General features: G+C 58.9%; 18 protein-coding genes and 1 tRNA gene. 1 reads left to right on the top strand and 18 read right to left on the bottom strand.

All coding sequences use genetic code 11. The features are described 5' to 3' along the window. Positions 1–155: 155 nt before the first annotated feature. From BN873_RS09470 to mutY, 16 genes are all read right to left on the bottom strand, one after another. Positions 156–3,449 (bottom strand): efflux RND transporter permease subunit, encoded by a 3,294-nt coding sequence (locus BN873_RS09470; RefSeq protein WP_048673264.1) that lies wholly within the window; start codon positions 3,447–3,449, stop codon positions 156–158. Continuing rightward, the gene (locus BN873_RS09465) at positions 3,446–4,507 is read right to left on the bottom strand and encodes an efflux RND transporter periplasmic adaptor subunit (protein ID WP_048673262.1); all 1,062 of its coding nucleotides are present in this window, start codon (positions 4,505–4,507) and stop codon (positions 3,446–3,448) included. The genes BN873_RS09470 and BN873_RS09465 overlap by 4 nt, the downstream gene beginning before the upstream one ends. A gap of 99 nt (positions 4,508–4,606) precedes the next feature. Next, positions 4,607–5,359, bottom strand: coding sequence for an adenosylcobinamide-GDP ribazoletransferase (locus BN873_RS09460; protein WP_102047024.1), 753 nt, complete (start codon positions 5,357–5,359; stop codon positions 4,607–4,609). Then, positions 5,359–5,964 carry a histidine phosphatase family protein gene (locus BN873_RS09455; protein ID WP_048673258.1) on the bottom strand — a complete coding sequence of 202 codons (606 nt, stop codon included), beginning with the start codon at positions 5,962–5,964 and terminating at the stop codon, positions 5,359–5,361. The genes BN873_RS09460 and BN873_RS09455 overlap by 1 nt, the downstream gene beginning before the upstream one ends. After that, entirely contained in the window at positions 5,961–7,019 is a 1,059-nt protein-coding gene (cobT, locus tag BN873_RS09450; protein ID WP_048673256.1) for a nicotinate-nucleotide--dimethylbenzimidazole phosphoribosyltransferase, read from the bottom strand. Before cobT ends, BN873_RS09455 begins: the two co-directional genes overlap by 4 nt. Next, positions 7,016–7,534: a bifunctional adenosylcobinamide kinase/adenosylcobinamide-phosphate guanylyltransferase gene (gene cobU / locus BN873_RS09445; RefSeq protein ID WP_048673254.1), complete on the bottom strand. Its 519-nt coding sequence runs from the start codon at positions 7,532–7,534 to the stop codon at positions 7,016–7,018. The genes cobT and cobU overlap by 4 nt, the downstream gene beginning before the upstream one ends. Next, the gene (gene radA / locus BN873_RS09440; RefSeq protein ID WP_048673252.1) at positions 7,534–8,910 is read right to left on the bottom strand and encodes a DNA repair protein RadA; all 1,377 of its coding nucleotides are present in this window, start codon (positions 8,908–8,910) and stop codon (positions 7,534–7,536) included. Before radA ends, cobU begins: the two co-directional genes overlap by 1 nt. A 78-nt stretch (positions 8,911–8,988) precedes the next feature. Further along, positions 8,989–10,491, bottom strand: a complete 1,503-nt coding sequence (gene dnaB / locus BN873_RS09435) for a replicative DNA helicase (RefSeq protein ID WP_071244107.1) — start codon at positions 10,489–10,491, stop codon at positions 8,989–8,991. Between the two features lie 162 nt (positions 10,492–10,653). Then, positions 10,654–11,103, bottom strand: coding sequence for a 50S ribosomal protein L9 (gene rplI / locus BN873_RS09430; RefSeq protein ID WP_048673250.1), 450 nt, complete (start codon positions 11,101–11,103; stop codon positions 10,654–10,656). Between the two features lie 19 nt (positions 11,104–11,122). Further along, entirely contained in the window at positions 11,123–12,040 is a 918-nt protein-coding gene (locus tag BN873_RS09425; RefSeq protein ID WP_048673248.1) for a DUF2232 domain-containing protein, read from the bottom strand. Positions 12,041–12,088: 48 nt separating this feature from the next. Beyond that, positions 12,089–12,313, bottom strand: a complete 225-nt coding sequence (gene rpsR, locus BN873_RS09420) for a 30S ribosomal protein S18 (RefSeq protein WP_048673246.1) — start codon at positions 12,311–12,313, stop codon at positions 12,089–12,091. Between the two features lie 31 nt (positions 12,314–12,344). Next, a complete protein-coding gene (gene priB, locus BN873_RS09415) occupies positions 12,345–12,674 on the bottom strand; it encodes a primosomal replication protein N (RefSeq protein ID WP_048673244.1) in 330 nt (109 codons plus the stop codon). A 23-nt stretch (positions 12,675–12,697) separates the two neighbouring features. Then, a complete protein-coding gene (rpsF, locus tag BN873_RS09410; protein ID WP_048673242.1) occupies positions 12,698–13,126 on the bottom strand; it encodes a 30S ribosomal protein S6 in 429 nt (142 codons plus the stop codon). Between the two features lie 211 nt (positions 13,127–13,337). Then, a tRNA-Phe gene (locus BN873_RS09405) sits at positions 13,338–13,413 on the bottom strand. A 60-nt stretch (positions 13,414–13,473) separates the two neighbouring features. Continuing rightward, positions 13,474–13,746, bottom strand: coding sequence for an oxidative damage protection protein (locus tag BN873_RS09400; RefSeq protein WP_048673240.1), 273 nt, complete (start codon positions 13,744–13,746; stop codon positions 13,474–13,476). Next, a complete protein-coding gene (gene mutY, locus BN873_RS09395; protein ID WP_242434405.1) occupies positions 13,746–14,831 on the bottom strand; it encodes an A/G-specific adenine glycosylase in 1,086 nt (361 codons plus the stop codon). Before mutY ends, BN873_RS09400 begins: the two co-directional genes overlap by 1 nt. 49 nt (positions 14,832–14,880) lie before the next feature. Here mutY and BN873_RS09390 point away from each other — a divergent pair, with 49 nt between their 5' ends. Beyond that, complete coding sequence (locus tag BN873_RS09390) at positions 14,881–15,783, top strand: SDR family oxidoreductase (protein WP_048673236.1); 903 nt, start codon at positions 14,881–14,883, stop codon at positions 15,781–15,783. Here the strand turns inward: BN873_RS09390 and BN873_RS09385 are convergent. Both BN873_RS09385 and ilvD read right to left on the bottom strand, forming a co-directional pair. Beyond that, positions 15,780–18,209, bottom strand: a complete 2,430-nt coding sequence (locus BN873_RS09385; RefSeq protein WP_048673234.1) for an EAL domain-containing response regulator — start codon at positions 18,207–18,209, stop codon at positions 15,780–15,782. The genes BN873_RS09390 and BN873_RS09385 overlap by 4 nt on opposite strands. Before the next feature lie 129 nt (positions 18,210–18,338). Beyond that, positions 18,339–20,186, bottom strand: coding sequence for a dihydroxy-acid dehydratase (ilvD, locus tag BN873_RS09380; protein ID WP_048673232.1), 1,848 nt, complete (start codon positions 20,184–20,186; stop codon positions 18,339–18,341). Positions 20,187–20,254 lie beyond the last annotated feature (68 nt).

The following is a 20,254-nucleotide window of genomic DNA, read 5'->3' as shown; positions in this document are numbered from 1 at the left end:
GGAATGGATTGCATCGCTCCAGGAATTGATCCGGGTCGATAAAAAATCATCGGCCTTGGAGCAAACACCGGAATATCGATCTGATCAGGCAGCGTGGATTGGCAGACAGTGCCGCTGCCGGACCTCATTCAAGTATATTCCCAAAAATTTGGAAATCAGGTGCTTGTCGGCTCCAGCCGCCGCCGGAAGGCAGCGTAATACAGCACCGGAATGAAGATCAGCGTCAGCAGCGTGGACACCATGATGCCAAAGATCAGCGAGATGGCCAGCCCCCGGAAAATGGGATCATCCAGAATAAACAACGCGCCCAGCATCGCCGCCAGCGCGGTCAGCAGGATCGGCTTGGCCCGCACCGCACTGGAGCGGATCACCGCTTCCTGAAACGGCACCCCGCTGTCCACCTCCAGATTGATGAAATCCACCAGCAAAATCGAATTGCGGACGATGATTCCGGCCAGCGCGATCATGCCGATCATCGAGGTCGCGGTGAATTGGGCGTGCAGCAGCGCATGACCCGGCATCACACCGATGATGGTCAGCGGAATCGGCGCCATGATGATCAGCGGGATGAGATAGGAACGAAACTGCGCCACCACCAGCAGATAAATTAGAATCATCCCCACGCCGTAGGCGATGCCCATATCGCGGAAGGTTTCGTAGGTGATTTGCCACTCACCATCCCATTTCAGGCTGTAGCGATAGGGATTGTCCGGCTGGCGGATAAAGAATTGCTCCAGCTTGCCACCGCCGATGGCCCGATCTCGCAAACTGCCGAAAATCTCAAACATGCCATACAGCGGACTATCCAGGTTGCCGGCCATATCGCCGAATACGAACACCACCGGCAATAAATCTTTGTGATAAATGGCGTTTTCCCGCTGGCTGGTTTCGAGGTTGACCACCTCCGACAGGGGCGTCAACTGACCACTCTGACTACGGGTCTTCAGCGCCAGCACCGAAGCCGCAGCGGCCTGATCGGCAACCGGCAAGCGTAGCCGCAACGGGATCGGGTATTTAGCACTTTCGGAATGCAGGTAGCTGACATCCTCGCCGCGCAGAGCGGCATTGATATCGGCGGCGACCGCTTGTTGTGAGACACCCAGCAACGCGGCCTTGACCCGATCCACATGGACGATGAGCCGTTCGGACGGCGCTTCCACCGTATCATCCACATCCACGATGTCCCGCGTGGCCTTGAACAAAGCGCCCACCTGCTGGGCAACGGCAATCTGACCGGGATAGTCCAGGCCGTACACTTCCGCGACCAGCGGTGACATCACCGGCGGGCCGGGCGGTACTTCGACGACTTTCACGTTGGCGTTGTAGGGTTTGCCAATCGCTGCTAAAGGCCCGCGCACGGCCAGCGCGATTTCATGACTCTTGCGGTGACGGTGTTTCTTGTCCACCAAGTTGACCTGAATATCGCCAACATTGGCCCCGGCCCGCAGATAGTATTGCCGCACCAGCCCGTTGAAATTGATCGGGGCAGCCGTACCGGCATAGACCTGATAGTCGGTCACTTCCTCGACCGTGCCGAGATGACGACCGAGTTCACCCAACACCCGTGCGGTCTGTTCCAGAGTGGTGCCTTCCGGCATATCCACAATGACTTGAAATTCCGATTTATTGTCGAACGGCAGCATTTTCAACACCACCAGTTGGAAATACGCCAGACTGACCGAAGCGGCAATCAACAGCAGCACGCCGCCGCCGAGCAGCCAGCGCAGTGGCTTCCCTTGCCGTCCGCGCAGAAACGGCCCGACCACTCGCCGGAACAACCGATGAGAAAAATCCTCCTGCGCAGTGCTCCCCTCGCCCTCCAGGAGAGGGGTCGGGGGTGAGGGTGCAGTACTCCCCTCGCCCTCCGGGAGAGGGGTCGGGGGTGAGGGCCGCCGCAGCACCTTATAAGTCAACCACGGCGTAAACACGAAGGCCACCGCCAGCGAAATCAACATCCCCATGCTGGAGTTGATCGGGATGGGACTCATGTACGGCCCCATCAAGCCGGAGACAAAAGCCATCGGCAGCAGCGCGGCAATCACGGTAAAAGTCGCCAAAATAGTCGGGCTACCGACTTCATCCACCGCCAGCGGGATGGCCTCGACTAAGGTATGCCCGCCCAAGTGAATATGGCGATGAATGTTCTCCACCACCACGATGGCGTCATCCACCAAAATACCAATGGAGAAAATCAGCGCAAACAGCGACACCCGGTTGAGGGTAAATCCCCACGCCCACGAAGCGAACAAGGTAATGGTCAGGGTCAGAATCACCGCCGCGCCGACGATGAATGCCTCGCGCCAGCCCAGCGCCAGCCACACCAGCCCGATCACCAGCGCGGTGGCGAAAATCAGCTTGGTGATCAGCGTCATCGCCTTGTCATTGGCGGTGACGCCGTAGTTACGGGTCACGGTAATATTGACGCCTTCCGGGATGAACGTGCCCTTAAGCTGTTCGACCCGCTCCAGAATTTGCTGGGCGATGACGACCGCGTTCTCGCCAGGCTTTTTGGCAATCGCCAGCGTCACGGCGGGAAATTCGCCCCTGACCGCAATACCGCTGGTCGCCGCCGCCGGGCCGGTGCCCAACCAGACATAACGCACGGGCTGATCCGGTTGCGGTTTAATCTCGGCGACATCCGCCAGATAGACCGGTGCGCCCTGATGCAAACCCACCACCAGACTGCCCACGTCCGCCGGGTCTACCAAAAAACTCCCGGCCTGCACCGGAATTTCGCGGTTATCGCCGACCAGCGCACCGGCATCGCTGGAAGCATTGGCCGCTTGCAGCGAACGGCGCAAGTCCGCCAGGGACAAACCGTGACCCGCCAGCCGGGCCGGATCGAACAAGACTTGCACCACCCGATCCGGGGCGCCGATGGTGTACAAATCGCGGGTACCGGAGACCCGCTTCAATTCGGTTTCCAGCGTGTGCGCGACCCGCGCCAGATCGTCCGCGCCGCGCTGCGGGTCTTGCGTCCACAGGGTCAAGCTGAGAATCGGCACATCATCAATGCCCTTGGGTTTGACGATGGGCGCACTCACTCCAAGATTGGCGGGCAGCCAGTCGGCGTTGGAATAAAGCTTGTTGTAAAGCCGGACGATAGCGTCGGTGCGCGCTTCACCGACCTTGAACTGCACGGTTAACACCGCCATGCCGGGCCGCGAGACCGAATAAACATGCTCCACGCCTTCGATTTCTGCCAGCATCTGCTCGGCGGGACTGCTGACCAACCGCTCCACCTCCCGCGCCGTCGCACCGGGAAAGGCGATGAAAACATTGGCAAAGGTGACGTTGATCTGCGGCTCTTCCTCACGCGGGGTCACCAGTACCGCAAACACGCCCATCAGCAGGCCGACCAACGCCAGCAGCGGCGTCATCTCACTGAGCAGGAATTTTTTGGCAATGGCCCCGGACAGGCCAAGAGACGGTTCAGTGGCGGCGCTCATTTCCCGGCTCCGCCATCCGCTGCACTTTGTTCCTTCAGATAGACACCAGCCTGAACGGGGTCCAGCGCCACCGGCTCACCGGCGTCCAACCCGGCCAGAATCTCCACTGTTTCCGCATCCATCCGACCGGGACGCACCTGCCGCAAGCGCGGCTTGCCGTCGCGTACTACATAAACACCGCTGACCTCCCCCCGTTGCACCAGCGCCTGACGCGGCACGGTCAAGCCGCTGGCTTCTCCGACCTGAAACGCGGCTTTGACGAACATGCCAGGATAGAATCCTTCGGTCTTTCGGGGCAGAGAGATCCGCACCTTGAACACATTGCTCTGCGGATCGGCATAGGGGAAAAAGGTCAATTTTTCGGCGGCGATGCCTTTGCCACCATTCGGAGGTAACACCCGCGCCTGTTTGTATTTGCGCACCGGCACGATCAGGCGCTGTGGCACATTGGCCACCACCCGCAATTCATCCAGCGAGAAACCGGTCATCAGCGGCTTGCCGGGCTGCACGGTTTCACCCAGTTGGACATGCCGTTGCAGCACGATACCGCTATAAGGCGCATTGATGGTGGTATAGCCCAACGATTCCTTAGCCTGAGAAACGCCCGCCTGCGCCGCTTCCAGTCGCGCCTTGGCGGCGGCCAAGCTGGCGGTGGACGCATCCATCTGGGCTTTAGTGACGACTTTTTTCTCGTATACGCTGCGAACGCGGTTGTAATCGGCTTCGGCCTCCAGGAAACGGGATTGAGTTTCCCGCAGATTGGCCTGCGCCTGCTCCAAGCCTGCGCGCTGCTCGATATTGCGGATGCGGATGATCGGTGCACCTTGCGGCACGTAGTCGTTGACATCGACCATGATGTTTTCGACTCGACCGGCCGTTTGCGCGGACACCGTGCTCTGGTTCACCGCCTCAACGACGCCATCAAGAATCTGCTCGTCGGGCAGGGTTTGCATTTTCGCTTCAGCGACGGGAAAGGGCAGTTCGGCGCCGGTGCTACCCGCTGACACCAGGCTCAGCAGGCTCCATATTAAAAACGCGGGGCGATGTGACATGAGCATCAAGCAATCTTCCAAACCAGAATATTAATATATTAGCTTAGTCTAATATTTATGATATTCAGGGGCAAGGGTTGCAACTCGCGTATCGTCCCGCAAAGTCTAGAAAAGCTCTAAATCCGTCACGAGCACCAAGGTCAATAAAATGATGGTCTCGGCCAGTTCACAGGCTGCGCCCAAGGTATCCCCGGTTACACCACCCAGTCGGTGCATCAACGCCAGACGAATAGCAAGAAAGCTCAACCCCAAAATACCGAGCAACACCCCACCCTGCCACTGAAGCAGAACCAGGGTGCTCACCGCGATCACCAGCACCAGCAAGCCACAGCTTACGCGGGGCAAATAGCGTGCATAAGGCGAACCCAGTCCCTCAGGCCGGATATAAGGCGTCGTGACTAACAACAAAACCATCAGCGCACGCGCCAAGATTGGCGTTAATACCAGGATCACGCGGGCATCGCCGGCCAGCAGCACTTGTAGTGCAGTAAATTTATTGAGCAAAACCAATCCGACCGCGACGATGGCAATAGGGCCGCTGCGCGGGTCCTTCATGATTTCCAAGGTTCGTTCCCGCTGGCCCTGCCCACCGATCCAGGCATCGGCCGTATCGGCCAAGCCATCCAGATGCAAGCCGCCCGTCAACAGTACCCATGCGGTCAACACCAACCCTGCCAGCACACCGGGGTCGGCTAACCACAGCACAGTGTGCAATCCGGCCAGCAATGCGCCAAGCAAAAGGCCAACCACCGGGAAAAAAACCACCGAAAGCCCCAATTCCTCGGGGCGTGGCGGTAGACCTGTCAGCGGTACCGGTAAACGGGTGAGCAATTGCAGCGCCAGAATGAAGGCGCGAATCATGCCAAATGACCGTTATGGAAGACTAAATGCGGCTCGGCTTCGGGATCACAATGCCGACGAATCCGGCTGATCGCGGCATAGGGGACTTCAATCCGCCAAATGCGGTGCAAAGGCATATCCAGTAGCCGGCGGAGGATCATGCGGATAACACCACCGTGCGCAACCAGTAACACATGCTGGCCCTGATAATCTCGCAACAGACCATCCCAAGCCGCGCCGATCCGCCGGTCGAAATCGGCAACCGGTTCACCTTGCGGGATGGGATGACCGACTGGATCACGCCAAAATTGGCCTAGCGCTTGCGCATCGGCTGCATTGACCTCGGCAACAGCCCGTCCCTCCCAGATGCCGAAACTCAGTTCACTGAAGCCACCGGTTATCGTCAAGGGCTTATCAATCCGGCCAGTCAGCTCACGAGCAAACGCGGCGCAGCGAATCAAGGGTGAACTGATCACTGCATCCCAAGCCTGGTAGTTACCCACCGCTGTGCGCATCTGCTCCCAACCGAGCGCGCTCAAAGGATCGTCGATGGCACCCCGAAATTTTTGGCCTCCTTCAGGCTCGCCGTGCCGCAATAAATCCACGGTGGTAAACACGCTCATCCCTGCGATACCCCCGCCTCGGCAAAGGTGGCCATTCGGGCGTGTAAGGCAGCAGCAGCGCGCAGAATGGGCATCGCCACCGCCGCACCGCTCGCTTCACCAAGCCGCATTCCCAAATCAAGCAGCGGTCTGGCCGCCAGCGCTTCTAACAAACCACGGTGGCCTGGCTCGGCAGAACAGTGCGCATACCACAACCACGCCGCCAATTCCGGGCGCAGCCGCACCGCCACCAATGCGGCGACAGTGGTGATAAACCCATCCACCAGGACCGGCACGCCCAGTTGACCGCAGCGCACATAAGCACCCGTCAAGGCAGCGATCTCGAAACCACCCAAGCACCGCAGCGCGGCCAGTGGTCGATCCTGGAGCGAGCCATCCTGGCGATGATGGGCGAGCGCCCGCTCGATCACCTGCGCCTTGTGATTGACACCCACGGCATCCAAACCGGTGCCGGGGCCGGCCAATCGGTCAGCGGGTAGCGCCAACAGGCAACAACCGACCGCCGCCGCGCTGGTGGTATTGCCGATGCCCATTTCACCGCCGATAAACAATTGCGCGCCATTGATCGCACAGCGTTCGGCGGCAGCACGACCCGCGTTTAATGCCTCTTGCAATTGCTCGTCGGTCATTGCCGGCTGGGAAACGAAATTGGCCGTACCCGGCCCAACGCGGGCATCCATCACGCCCAGCAATTCCTCCAACTCGGCCACCGTACCCACATTCACCACTTCCAGCCGCGCATTCCATTCGCCAGCCAAGACGCTGATCGCCGCGCCACCAGCAGAAAAATTGCGGACCATCTCAGCAGTAACGGCTTGGGGAAAGGCCGATACGCCTTCCGCAGTCACGCCGTGATCACCAGCAAATACACTGATCCAAACCTTATCGATGCGTGGGTGCTGGGTTGCCTGCATGGCCGCCAGCGTGATACCGATTTCCTCCAGGCGCCCCAGTGAGCCAGGCGGCTTGGTTAATTGCGACTGGCGTTCGCGGGCGGCGGCCAGCGTTTTCTGGTCAAGACTGGCAGCCGGATTGTCATACCAGGAAAGGCTCATGCGACATGATCCTTGAGGGTAAGAGGCAGGCCGGCCACCACGAAGATCACGCGGTCGCAGCGGCTAGCGACCGCCTGATGCAGGCGCCCGGCTTCATCACGAAATTGTCGGGCGAGCGGGTTGTCTGGAACGATGCCCTGCCCGACCTCATTGCTGACCAACAGCACTTGACCAGGCAAATCGGCCAACGTGGTCAGCAAAGCGGTGGTCTCGGCGTGCAGCCGATCCTCTCCGGCAGCCAGCAAGTTGCAAAGCCACAGGGTAAGACAATCGACCAGAAGACAATGAGTTGGGGCAGCGTAGCGGCGCAGCGCACCCGCAAGATCCAGCGGTTCCTCGACCAAGCCCCACTCAGCGGGCCGTTCGGCGCGATGCCGGGCAATACGCTCGGCCATTTCCGCGTCACCCACTTCGGCAGTGGCGAAATAAATGACCTGTAAGCCACTCTCCAGCGCCCTACGCTGGGCGAACGCGCTTTTGCCCGAACGGGCACCGCCTAAAACGAACTCTTTCATTAAAAATTTCCCAGCACCTCGGCCAAGCGATTGACCCCCCTCATCGTCAAACCCTCCAGCCGATCACCACGCCGAGGCAGATTGGCGCGGGGGACAATCGCTTGCTTGAAACCATGCTTGGCTGCTTCCCGCAACCGCTCTTCACCATTGGGAACCGGGCGGATTTCGCCGGCAAGCCCCACCTCACCAAACACCACCAGATCAATCGGTAACGGCCGGTCACGAAAGCTGGACAGCGCCGCCAGCAGCACCGCCAAATCAGCCGCCGTCTCGTTGATTCGCACTCCGCCCACCGCATTGACGTAGACATCCTGATCGTACATCGCCACCCCACCGTGGCGGTGCAACACCGCCAACAGCATGGCCAGACGGTTTTGCTCTAGGCCCAGTGTCACCCGTCGGGGATTGCCGCCATGGCACTCATCGACCAGGGCTTGAATCTCCACCAGCAGCGGCCGGGTTCCCTCGCGGGTCACCATAATCACACTACCCGCCACTGGCGTTTCATGGCGTGATAGAAAAATCGCCGACGGATTATTGACTTCCTTCAAGCCCCGCTCGGTCATCGCGAACACGCCCAGTTCGTTGACCGGGCCATAACGGTTCTTCACCGCCCGCAACACCCGCAACCGGCCACCGGGATCGCCTTCAAAATACAGCACGGTATCGACCATGTGTTCCAGTACCCGCGGCCCAGCGATAGCCCCTTCCTTGGTCACATGCCCCACCAGGAACAGCGCCGTGTCGCTGGCTTTGGCGAAACGCACCAGTTGGGCCGCACTTTCCCGCACCTGGGCCACCGAGCCTGGCGCCGATTGCAGTCGCTCGGTGAATACCGTTTGAATCGAATCGATGACCATGGCTTGCGGCCGCTCGCTCTCGGCAATGGCCAGAATTCGCTCGACGCAAATTTCCGGCAATAGCCGCACTCGGTCGCGGGGTAATTGTAAACGCTGGGCACGCAGGCTGATTTGCTGGGGAGATTCCTCGCCGCTGACGTACAGCGTCCGATCCCGTGCGGCCAGATCGGTCAACACCTGCAACAGCAGCGTGGATTTGCCGATACCCGGATCACCACCGATCAGTGTCACTGAGCCGTTGACCAGTCCCCCGCCCAGCACCCGATCCAGTTCAGCGTTACCGCAGGACTGGCGAATTTCGGCTGTGGCGTTGACCTCGGCCAAAACCCGCACTTCTGCGGCAGCGGCCGGGCCAGCATAACCGGCTGGTTTTATTCCCCCTTTCGGGGCGATAGGCGGAGCAATGGTTTCCTGAAGTGTATTCCATGCGGCGCAATCTCCGCACTGGCCCGACCATTTGCTGGCTTGTGCGCCACACTCGGTGCAGACGTAGACAACACGCCCCTTACCGGTCATCGGTAGATACCGCACAGGATGCTTGGCGCTCGGCCAAACCGCCAAATAGCGCTCGGCAAAGAATTCATCTCTCTTCTTCTAGTCGCCACTGCCGGTTGGGGCTGGGGCTGGGCGTCCGCCCGGATGGGCGGGTGCTTGCGCGGGACCGCCCCTGGATTTCGGATTGCCCGCTGGATTTGGCAAATGCTTGGTGCTCACTGGATGGGATTCGGAAGCATAGCTTTCGAAACGAGTGTATTGGCCCATGAAGGTGAGAGGCACCATGCCGATGGGGCCATTGCGCTGCTTGGCGATGATGATTTCGGCCTTGCGCTTGTCCGGGCTGTCGGGGTTATAAACTTCATCGCGGTAAATGAAGCAGATCAGATCGGCGTCTTGTTCAATAGCGCCCGATTCCCGCAAGTCCGACATGATCGGCCGCTTATCGCCGCGCTGCTCCAAGGTGCGGTTGAGCTGGGAGAGCGCCAGTACCGGCACCGCCAACTCCTTGGCCAACGCTTTGAGCGAGCGGGAAATCTCGGACACTTCGGTAGCCCGATTCTCGTTGGTGCCGGGCACTTGCATCAATTGCAGATAATCGACCACGATCAACCCCAGTTGCCCTTCCTGACGGTGCAGACGCCGGGCGCGCGCGCGCAGATCATTCGGGCTGAGATTGGAGCTGTCATCGATAAACAGCCGGGCCTCTGACAGCATGGTGACGGCCGAGGTCACCCGCGGCCAATCTTCATCATCCAAGCGACCGGTACGGACTTTGTGCTGATCGATTCGGCCCAGCGAGGACAGCAGGCGCATGATAATACTCTCGGCCGGCATTTCCATGCTGAAGACCGCAACCGGGCATTTCGCCTGGATCGCCGCAAATTCGGCGATGTTCATCGCAAAGGCCGTTTTACCCATGGAGGGTCGCCCGGCGATCACAATCAGATCACCCCGTTGCAGACCGGCGGTTTTTTCGTCGAAATCGGGCCAACCGGTCGGAATGCCGGTGATGGGGTTATCACACTGGAATAAAAGATCAATCCGCTCGACCGTGCGCGTCAACAACTCCTTGATATTACTGAATCCCTGCTGGGTACGCAGGCCGTGTTCGGCGATAGCGAACACCCGTTTCTCGGCATCGTCGAGCAGTTGCTTGCTGTCACGCCCTTTGGGGTCATAGGCGCTGTCGGCCATCTCGGTGGCGATGCGGATCATATCGCGACGGATCGCACGCTCACGCACAATGTCGCCATAGGCGCGCACGTTGGCGGCGCTCAGCGCATCTCGTACCAGCACGCCCAGATAAGGTAAGCCGCCGGCATCCTCCAACTGGTTGTTGTCTTCCAGCCAGTCGGCGAGCGTCAAAAAATCGAACGGCTTGCCGTTTTCCGAGAGGTGGCGGATCGCTCGAAAAATTAGACGGTGATCATTGCGATAAAAATCACTTTCGTCCAGACGGTCGGCGATCTGATCCCAGGTCGTGCCATCCAGCATCAGACCGCCCAGCACTGCCTGTTCGGCTTCAAGCGAGTGCGGCGGCACCCGCAGTGCTTCCGCAGCGGTATCCTTTCGATTGGGAAACGGGGTGACGGGGTGCAATGACGGAACTCTCGGAATGAAACCGGTGATCCGCCGTCCGCAGTGGCTCTCCTGCGGTACGGCCTCCAAGCTCCCTGCCAAGGCTGCGGTATGTGGGCTAGCCGCGCGGGGAACAGCTTTAGTCTAGCGCAACCCGGCGCGGATGTTCCGCCAAAACGAGGATCAAGCTTCGGCGATGACGTTGACCCGAATTTGGCTCTTGACTTCGTTATGCAAATGGAGATCCACATCGTATTCGCCGATCTGGCGAATCGAGCCGGCCGGTAGCCGCACTTCCTGTTTCTGTAGCTCAATCCCGGCCGCCGCCACAGCACCGGCGATATCAGCAGCATTGACCGAGCCAAACAGCCGGCCTTCGCTACCGGTTTTCACTGAGAGCGTGACGATCAGCTCGGCCAGTTGCGCGGCGCGGGTTTGCGCCGTAGACAGGGCATTGGCGGCAGCGCGCTCCAACTCGGCACGGCGCGCCTCAAAGCGGGCCAGATTGGCCGGGGTCGCCTCAGTGGCTTTGCCAGTAGGAATCAGGAAATTGCGGGCATAACCCGGCTTGACTTTCACCCGGTCGCCCAGCGCGCCGAGGTTGGTGATTTTTTCCAGCAAAATGATGTCCATCAATCACTCCAAAGAGACTTTAATGTTTGCTTGAGCGCGGCCGAATCCGCTGTCGGAAATCGGCCCAGGCATCGGCGACGCCCAATGCCATCACCGCTTGCGACAACAGCGGGACGAGCAGTAGATAAAACAGCACCAGCCACGCGGGTGAGAGCTGCAATTTAAACAAAATCGCATGAACCAGTGCGATCCCCTGGATGGTATACAATGCCCCCAAAATCAGCGCGACATTGCTCAGCGGTGGCCAACCCGCCAGCACCCCGATCCCAAATACCGCCAAGGTGAATAGCGCCAGAGGCCGGCCCAGACGCATGACATGAAACTCGGCCCGAAAGCCGCCCGGATTGAACAGGGTAGCCTGCCACCAACGGCCCAATAACACGGCGGCCAAGACCAGCCACAACAACGCGCTGATCACCTGGCCTGGCAGATACGGCGCCCAACCCTTGAGCATCACCAATAAATCGTCCAGCCCCGCACCATCGGCCATGGCGCCCCCCGCAGCCGCACCCGACAACCCACGTCGGATGTTTTCCAGCACATTAGGCCACCAAATCGTAGGATCGCCCAAGGCGAAATAAAAACCGAGTAATCCCACCACCCCTAAAGCAGCGGCCGCATGAAACATCCGGGACAGTGATACGGTCTCACGCAGCACCAGCGCCAGCAGCCAAACGGCAAGCCAGCAGGGCACCAGAATACGCACCAATGGCCAAGCCTCCCCCCAGGCCAGCGAAACCACGCCGACGGCGGCTAGACCGCCTAAGGCCATGACCCCGATACCTGCGGTTGCTCCCTGACGCAAGGTCACCAGGGCGATAGCCGCGCCCGATACCACCAAAAAGGGGGGAAACACCAAAAACAGCACCGCCGAGCTGGCGGCAACCAGCGCCGCCGAAGCCCGGCCTCGCATGATGAAGGCAGCAAGCGAGCGCACTGTGAGCGTTTCCAGTGCTAAGCAGGCTGATTAACGTAAACGCAAGTGTCAGTGACGGTCGCAGTAGGGTAACAGGGCGAGAAATCGCGCCCGCTTGATCGCGACTGATAGCTGACGCTGATAACGGGTTTTAGTACCGGTAATGCGACTTGGTACGATCTTGCCTGTTTCAGTGATGTAGTTTTTCAGGGTGGCGATATCCTTATAGTCGATCTCCTTGACACCCTCTGCGGTGAAGCGGCAAAACTTCTTACGACGAAAAAAACGCGACATGATGGTTGAACCTCAATGGGGTAGCGCTGGATTAGTCTGCATTAAATATTTCAATGTGAGCGGCGTGTAAGACCAAACGGTATTCACCTTCCCGGTTATTAGCCCGCCCAACGAAACCGCGCACTCGCACGGCCTCTCCCGGCACCAGATCGCACACCACATTGGCAACTGGTGCGCCGCAGGCGACCACCGGAATTCGGCAGTAGACCTCACGCGCCAAACCGGCTTCCATTTGGCTTGAGCGATGCTCCAACAGGAAACGACCGATGGGAACGCCAGCCGGTGAAGTGCGCATTTCGCACTGGCCAACTACATAACCCGCAATAATGAGGCAATTATCAGTAGCCGATACGGCGGGCATAACGGTTCAAGGGCGACAATAGCTCAGGCGACTTCTTCGTCTGCGTCTACTTCGTCGTCATCAATCTCATCGCGGTCAATGCGATTCTCGCGCTCTCCCTGGCCATCGCGATCACTGTGGGTCTCACGCTCATCGCGGGATTTGATCAACGGCGAAGGCTCAGTCTCAGGACCATCGCGCTCAATAACCAGATTACGGATAACGGCGTCGTTGAACCGAAAAGCGCTTTGTATTTCCCGCAAGACGGTCAGGCTGCACTCGATATTCATAAGAACATAGTGTGCCTTGTGGATTTTGTTGATGGGATAAGAGAGCTGACGGCGCCCCCAGTCTTCCAGACGATGCAGATGACCACCGTCTTCCTCGATCATCACACGGTAACGCTCGATCATCGCGGGAACTTGCTCGCTTTGGTCGGGATGGACCAAAAACACAATTTCATAATGTCGCATCAAGGCTCCTTACGGATGCACTAAAGAGCCTCCCGCAGCGCGGTGAGGCAAGGAGTCGCGGTCAAGACGCACCGCAAAAGCTGGGTATTCTATGAGGAAAGGCGCACACGCGCAACGCTACTCTAACAAGCGATGGGAAAAGTTTACACACAGCACCTGAAGAATGAACAAACACTGAGGAGAGGCAATAGACAAAAAGCTGGTTCACAAATGGTGGCCAGGGACGGAATCGAACCATCGACACGCGGATTTTCAGTCCGCTGCTCTACCAACTGAGCTACCTGGCCAAATCGCATTACGCGAAAGATGCGCATTTAAGCAATTCGCACCGTTCGCGTCAAGGGCGTTCATTCCTTGGGCGGTACATACCCTTCGGGTAAAGTTACTCCAGATCCAAAAAAGAACTGCGTCATCTGCTCTTCCAAAAATTGGCGGGCTTTAGGCTCAAACGGCGTTAGCCGGTACTCATTGATCAACATGGTTTGTTGACGCAACCAGCTTTGCCACGCCTGCTTCGACACGTTCTCAAAAATCCGCTTGCCGAGTTCGCCCGGATAGGGCGGGCGGTCCAAGCCCTCCGCTTCGATACCGAGCTTGATACACTTCACTGACCGGGCCATTACTCGTTTCTATCCTCATAGTTCAGCAAATCATCTGTCAGCGCCGTTAGCAATAATCTGACCGGCACCGCCATGCCCAATCGTTGGACGTCATCGCTTTTATACCAGACAAACCGCTCCCCTTCCAGGACGGCCTTGGCGCACTCAGCCTCAGCGATCACCGGCACCGGGGTGATATCCAGATGGAAATGGCTGAACGTGTGCCGCAAGCTCTTCCACAACGGCTGGATGGCCACCCTTAAACCCAAGCGCTCCTGGCACCAATCCACGACATCGGCCTCTAACGGGCATTCTGGAAAACTCCAAAGGCCACCCCACACACCGACCGGGGGTCGGCGTTCGAGCAAAATTTCGCGTGTAGCCAAGCGCACCATCACCATACGAGTGGCCCGTACCGGCAAATCACGACGTGGCTTGGCGCCCGGAAAATCCATTTCGCGGTTTTGAGCATGGGCAACGCAGCCCATCGCCAACGGACAGAGGCGGCAATCCGGCCGACGCGGTGCACAGACCAAAGCCCCAAGATCCATCATCGCTTGCGTGTAATCCGCCACTCGCTCAGTGGGTGTGTAGCACTCCGCCAACGTCCACAAGCGTGCCAATACCGACGCCTGGCCCGGCCAGCCTGGCACTGCGGCAAACCGTGACAGCAAGCGCTTGATGTTGCCATCTAAAACCGGCTGCCGCTGCCCGGTCGAGAGCGCGAGAATCGCACCGGCCGTCGAGCGGCCAACCCCCGGCAGCGCTTGGACTAGCGCGATGTCCAGCGGCATCTCGCCGCCATGCCGGTCGCGCAAGATACCCGCTGCCCGATGCAAGTTGCGGGCACGCGCGTAATAACCCAGCCCCGCCCACAAGCTCAGGACCTCATCCAAATCGGCTTCCGCCAAGGTCCGAATACTGGGAAATCGCTCCACGAATCGTCGATAATAGGGCACGACCGTGACGACCTGGGTTTGTTGGAGCATGATCTCCGACACCCACACCCGGTAGAGCGTAGGATTTTGCTGCCAGGGCAGATGCTTACGACCGTGCGCATCGAACCACTCCAAAACCCGCTGGCCAAACTCATCAGCATTCATCATTGACCTGTAAAGGTTGCAAGCTCACGCTTCAATTGAAGAGGTTTTGACCATGGCACGCATTCTGATCGCGGGCTGCGGCGACTTGGGCACGGCGCTGGGGCAGAATTTGCACGCCGCCGGCCATGACGTGTGGGGGCTGAAACGCCAGCCCGCCGACCTGCCGCCGACAATCCACCCGCTAGCCGCCGATCTCACCGATCCGGCAACACTAGACCGGCTGCCGACGGCTTTGGATAGCGTCATCTATAGCGCGGCCGCCGCCAACTTCACTGAGGTGGCCTATCGCGCTGCCTATGTCAGCGGCGTAAGCCATCTATTGCAGGCGCTGCGCGCAGGGGGCCAGCAGCCGCAACGGTTATTGTTCGTCTCCAGTACGTCGGTTTATGCCCAGCATCAGGGGGAATGGGTGGATGAAAACACGCCGGCCACGGCCGACGGCTTTAGCGGTCGCTGTCTGCGAGAAGGCGAACAATTGATCTGGGATAGCCCATGGCCTGCGGTCGCCGTGCGCTTCGGCGGCATTTATGGACCAGGCCGCACGCGCCTGATCGACAGCATACGCAATGGCAGCGCCACTCGGCCAACCGGTGCCCCGATCTATACCAACCGCATCCACCGCGACGATTGTGCGCGTGTACTGCATCACTTGCTCGACCTGCCGGACCCACAATCCCTCTACATTGGGGTCGATGACGAGCCGGCACCGTTGGATGAGGTCCTCTGCTGGCTGGCGACGCAACTGGGCGTACCTAACCCGCCAGCGGCCCCGCTAGCGCCCCTGAAACCCGGCGCCACGCGAAATGAAACCGCAGCACGCCTAAGAGCGAGTAAGCGCTGTCGGAATGCGCGTCTGCGTACCAGCGGTTTCCAATTTCGCTACCCCAGCTACCGCGAAGGCTATCAAACGCTGCTGGCCGCTGAATCGATCACTCGCAACTCAGGGCATGATTAAAAGGCCGCATTCGCAAAGTCGTAACTCATTTCACGATACGGCTGTTGCAAGAAAAAGCCCTGGATCAAGTTAACGCCTAACGACCATAGAATCGGCATGGTTTTGACATCTTCCACGCCACCGACGATGGTGGCGGCGCCCAGCGCCTCCAAGCTCTGCACCAGATCCTGAAGCTGGGCCTGCTTCGCCCGATCTCTGGCCAGGCCATTGACTAAATACATATCCAGCTTGACGTAATCGGCACCCAGATTTTTGAGCAATCCCAAAGAGTCCGAGCCACGTCCAAAGCGGTCGAGACAGAAGCCACAGCCCAATAATTTAATGCCGCCGAGAAAGCCGAACATATCGCGTAAACTGCGTTCCGCCGTCGCTTCGGCGACTTCGAACACAATGCGTTCAGCCTCCACCTCAGCTTGTTCCAGGCGTCCCCGCAGCCAAGTGCTCAAGGTGCGATCCTGCAAGGTGATGGGCAGAATCTTGATAAATAGCGTGATTGGTGACCGCCGCTGCCGTAACACCTCAATCGCGTGCTCAATCACCCAACGGTCCAGTTTCAACCCTAGTTGGTGGTTGTGAACTACCCCAAACACGCTGCCTGGTACGATTTCCAGATTCTGGCGGTCACGCAATCTCAGTAATACTTCATAGCGTTCAACTGCATCGCCACGAATGCTGACGATAGGCTGGAAAACCAGCCAAAGCCGCTCGTGATCGAAAATATCCTGCACCTGTTCCAGAAGCTGCGTCCGCGAGGAGATCTCCTGATCGCGCTTGACAGCCAAGATATTCTGGTGAGCGTAAATGCGTTCGCTCTTCGCCTCCCGCGCCATGGTGCAAGCCGAATCCGCCCGCTGCACCAGCATCAAATGATCTTGCGTGCGATCAGTGGCCACCGCCATGCCGACACGAATGCGCACCAGCAACGCTTGTTCACCGACTTTGTAATAGCCGTTCTCCAGGGTGTCTCGGATGCGGCGCGCCAGATGCATCAACGGCTCTCCGACCAGATTGGGGACCATCACCGCAAAAACGGCATCGCCGAACCGTGCAGCGTGCTGGTCCTGCGCCAGTACCTGGTGCAAGCGGCTAGCCGCCTGCCCGATGATCTCGTCGGCCGTCGCCACTCCAGCGGCATCCCGGATCGAATGCAGATTATCGAGCACGACCAACAGCACCGCTAGCGACCGGGCGCGTAGTCCCAGCGTGTCGAAGGACTGCTCCAACAGCATCAGGAAGCGGCGGCGGTTGTGAAAACCGCTGACACCATCACTATTAGACAGCGCGCTTAACCTCACCCGCACAGAACGCGAGCGGCGTACCCTTTGCTTGACTTCCCAGCACAGATGGCTCGGCGGCATCGGCTTGACTAGCAGCGTAGCGCCCGGCAAATCCAAGTTCGCCAGGTAATGCGCCATATCCGCCTGGAAACACAGCAAGATAATGGGCAAAAAATCACACTCCCGATGCTGCGCGATCACTTGCGCCAATTCGGCGCCGGCCACCTCCTTGATATCCAGATCAATAATCAGCAAATCGGGCCGAAATCGGTGGATGTCTTGTAGAACTTGCAGGGGTTGGATCACAACCAGGGGGGTCACCCCCTGTTCTTCCAGAGTACCGGCTATTTCCCACGCCTCGCTGGGCCGGTCGTTGACGATCAGAACCCGATAATAATTGGCTGCCATCTGGGGTAACAGTAGCTCACCCAGTACCCCCCACAATTCATCATGATCCACTGGCTTGCTGAAATAGGCCGCCGCCCCGACCCGAACTGCTTCCAAACGCGCAGCCATATCGCTGCGCTCAGAACAAACCAACAACGGAACCTGTAGATAGGCTTGAGCGCGCAGATTGGCGATCAGCTCCAGAACTCGTTCCGGACCTTCAGGAAAATCCACATCAAGAATCACCGCTCCCGGTGGCCGCTCGCGCAGATAGCGTTCAGCCTCGGTTAAGTCGTTGATCCGAAGAACCTGATAGCGAGGCTCGTCCAGCTTCGCCAGCGTCGTCGTCGTTTCATCGGGCGTTATCAGAACGATTTGGGGAAATGGCGTGAAGCGGGCAAGGGTTAGGGGCTGGTCATAGCGGCTGCCTTCCTTGCCGGTGGCCAACACCTCATGCAGGGCCTCGATCAGCGCAGTTAGCCGCTGGCGGTCGGATTCCTGGGGTAAACCGGCCGCCGCCAGACAACTCTTGACATGATGTTCCAATTGGATGATGAGCTTGAGCAACTGCTCATCGCCGTCGCTTTGGGCACACTGGAGCATGTCTTGCGCCAAGCGCTCCAGCATCGCAAAAGATCTCGTGCTCCATTTGACGTAGAACAGTTTTTGCCACAAATCGTCAACCAGTTTCAAATGATTGACCAGAATGGCGCGCTGATTATCCTGATTATCCTGATTATCCTGAGCGTCGGCTTGATTCATCGCCTCTCTCCTCAAGGCATCCCTCGCACGATTGGATCGGGCAAGGGCGCCGGGCCTCTCTCACCGCACCACCTTAGCTTGATCGATCACCACCAGGCAGCGTTTGGTTGTAACTAAACCTTGGCAAGTTTAGCGCTCTACCTGGGCGATGTCGCGCACAGCGCCCTGGGCGGCGCTGGTGGTCATGGCGGCATAAGCGCGCAAAGCCGCCGATACCGGTCGTTGCCGGTTGGCCGGCTTCCAAGCCGACACACCGCGCGCCATCGCCATTGCCTGCCGCTTTTTCATCTCGTCATCGGCGATCACCAAGCGAATGGAGCGGGCCGGGATATCAATTTCAATAGGATCGCCTTCTTCCACCAAGGCGATGGCCCCACCTTCAGCCGCTTCCGGCGAGACGTGACCGATGGATAGCCCAGAAGTACCACCGGAGAACCGGCCATCGGTAACCAGCGCACAGACCTTGCCCAGTCCCTTGGATTTCAGGTAGCTGGTCGGGTAGAGCATCTCCTGCATACCCGGCCCACCTCTGGGACCTTCATAACGGATCACAACGACATCGCCGGGTTGGATCTTCCCACCTAAAATCGCTGCAACTGCGTCTTCCTGGCTGTCCACGACGCGGGCAGTTCCCCGGAAGACCAAGATGCTCTCGTCCACACCAGCGGTCTTGACAATACAACCCTCCTCGGCCAAGTTGCCAAACAGCACCGCTAATCCCCCATCCTGAGAATAGGCATGGCCTCGATTGCGAATACAGCCCTGTGCACGATCCAGATCCAGACTCGGCCAGCGCGTGTTTTGGCTGAAGGCTTCTTGGGTCGGGATGCCGGCAGGTCCCGCTAAATAGCGCAGGCGAGCTTCGGCGGTGGCGCTTGGACGCGCGATATCCCAAAGATCCAGCGCCTCGGCCAGAGTCTCAGCATGGACGGTGCGCACCTCACGGTGCAGCAAACCGGCGCGATCCAGCTCCCCAAGAATGGCCATCACCCCACCGGCCCGATGGACATCTTCCATGTGATAGTGCTGGGTGGCGGGAGCGACCTTGCACAGGTTAGGCACCCGGCGCGACAATCGGTCGATGTCGCGCATGGTAAATTGCACCCCGCCTTCGTGGGCTGCGGCCAACAGATGCAGTACGGTATTAGTGGAGCCACCCATGGCGATATCGAGACTCATCGCATTCTCAAAGGCTTTGAATCCCGCCACGCCTCGTGGCAATACTGACGCATCACCGTCTTGGTAATAGCGATGCGTCAGCGCGACGATGCGCCGCCCGGCCTCCAAAAACAACTCCCGACGATCCGCATGGGTTGCGAGCAAGGAGCCATTCCCCGGCAGGCTCAAACCCAATGCCTCCGTCAAGCAGTTCATTGAATTGGCGGTGAACATCCCGGAGCACGAACCACAGGTCGGACACGCCGAACGCTCGTATTCTGTCACCGTGGCATCATCAATGCGATCATCGGCGGCTGCGACCATGGCATCCACCAGATCCAGCTTGGTTTCGGCTAATCGGGTCTTGCCCGCTTCCATCGGCCCACCAGAGACAAAGATCGCCGGAATATTGAGGCGCATAGCCGCCATCAACATCCCCGGTGTGATTTTGTCGCAATTGGAAATGCACACCAGCGCGTCGGCGCAATGGGCATTGACCATATATTCGACCGAATCGGCGATCAGCTCGCGCGATGGCAATGAGTACAACATGCCGCCATGGCCCATAGCGATGCCGTCATCGACAGCAATCGTATTGAATTCCTTAGCGATACCACCGGCCCGCTCAATCTCGCCCGCCACCAATTGGCCTAAGTCTTTGAGATGGACATGCCCAGGGACGAACTGCGTGAAGGAATTGGCCACGGCAATGATCGGTTTGCCGAAATCGCCATCCTTGACACCGGTGGCCCGCCAGAGGGCGCGAGCACCGGCCATGTTGCGGCCGTGGGTGGTAGTGCGAGATCGGTAATCGGGCATGGCAAGCTCCACTGGACTGAATAACGGCGAAAGGATGACAAACTGGAGAGCAGATAAACGGTCTCCAC

Source organism: Candidatus Competibacter denitrificans Run_A_D11 (genome assembly GCF_001051235.1).
Classification (GTDB): domain Bacteria; phylum Pseudomonadota; class Gammaproteobacteria; order Competibacterales; family Competibacteraceae; genus Competibacter_A; species Competibacter_A denitrificans.
The sequence above is the reverse complement of the archived record's forward strand: the minus strand, read 5'-3'. Positions and strand labels throughout refer to the sequence as shown.

Excerpts from the sequence above, each read along its gene's own strand:
- BN873_RS09400 (WP_048673240.1), bottom strand. The coding sequence starts at position 13,746 with ATGGCCCGGTCAGTGAAGTGTATCAAGCTCGGTATCGAAGCGGAGGGC.
- BN873_RS09455 (WP_048673258.1), bottom strand. The coding sequence starts at position 5,964 with ATGAGCGTGTTTACCACCGTGGATTTATTGCGGCACGGCGAGCCTGAA.
- radA (WP_048673252.1), bottom strand. The coding sequence starts at position 8,910 with ATGACCGGTAAGGGGCGTGTTGTCTACGTCTGCACCGAGTGTGGCGCA.
- rplI (WP_048673250.1), bottom strand. The coding sequence starts at position 11,103 with ATGGACATCATTTTGCTGGAAAAAATCACCAACCTCGGCGCGCTGGGC.
- priB (WP_048673244.1), bottom strand. The coding sequence starts at position 12,674 with ATGCCCGCCGTATCGGCTACTGATAATTGCCTCATTATTGCGGGTTAT.
- rpsR (WP_048673246.1), bottom strand. The coding sequence starts at position 12,313 with ATGTCGCGTTTTTTTCGTCGTAAGAAGTTTTGCCGCTTCACCGCAGAG.
- mutY (WP_242434405.1), bottom strand. The coding sequence starts at position 14,831 with ATGATGAATGCTGATGAGTTTGGCCAGCGGGTTTTGGAGTGGTTCGAT.
- ilvD (WP_048673232.1), bottom strand. The coding sequence starts at position 20,186 with ATGCCCGATTACCGATCTCGCACTACCACCCACGGCCGCAACATGGCC.
- BN873_RS09465 (WP_048673262.1), bottom strand. The coding sequence starts at position 4,507 with ATGCTCATGTCACATCGCCCCGCGTTTTTAATATGGAGCCTGCTGAGC.
- cobU (WP_048673254.1), bottom strand. The coding sequence starts at position 7,534 with ATGAAAGAGTTCGTTTTAGGCGGTGCCCGTTCGGGCAAAAGCGCGTTC.
- BN873_RS09470 (WP_048673264.1), bottom strand. The coding sequence starts at position 3,449 with ATGAGCGCCGCCACTGAACCGTCTCTTGGCCTGTCCGGGGCCATTGCC.
- cobT (WP_048673256.1), bottom strand. The coding sequence starts at position 7,019 with ATGAGCCTTTCCTGGTATGACAATCCGGCTGCCAGTCTTGACCAGAAA.
- rpsF (WP_048673242.1), bottom strand. The coding sequence starts at position 13,126 with ATGCGACATTATGAAATTGTGTTTTTGGTCCATCCCGACCAAAGCGAG.
- BN873_RS09385 (WP_048673234.1), bottom strand. The coding sequence starts at position 18,209 with ATGAATCAAGCCGACGCTCAGGATAATCAGGATAATCAGGATAATCAG.
- BN873_RS09390 (WP_048673236.1), top strand. The coding sequence starts at position 14,881 with ATGGCACGCATTCTGATCGCGGGCTGCGGCGACTTGGGCACGGCGCTG.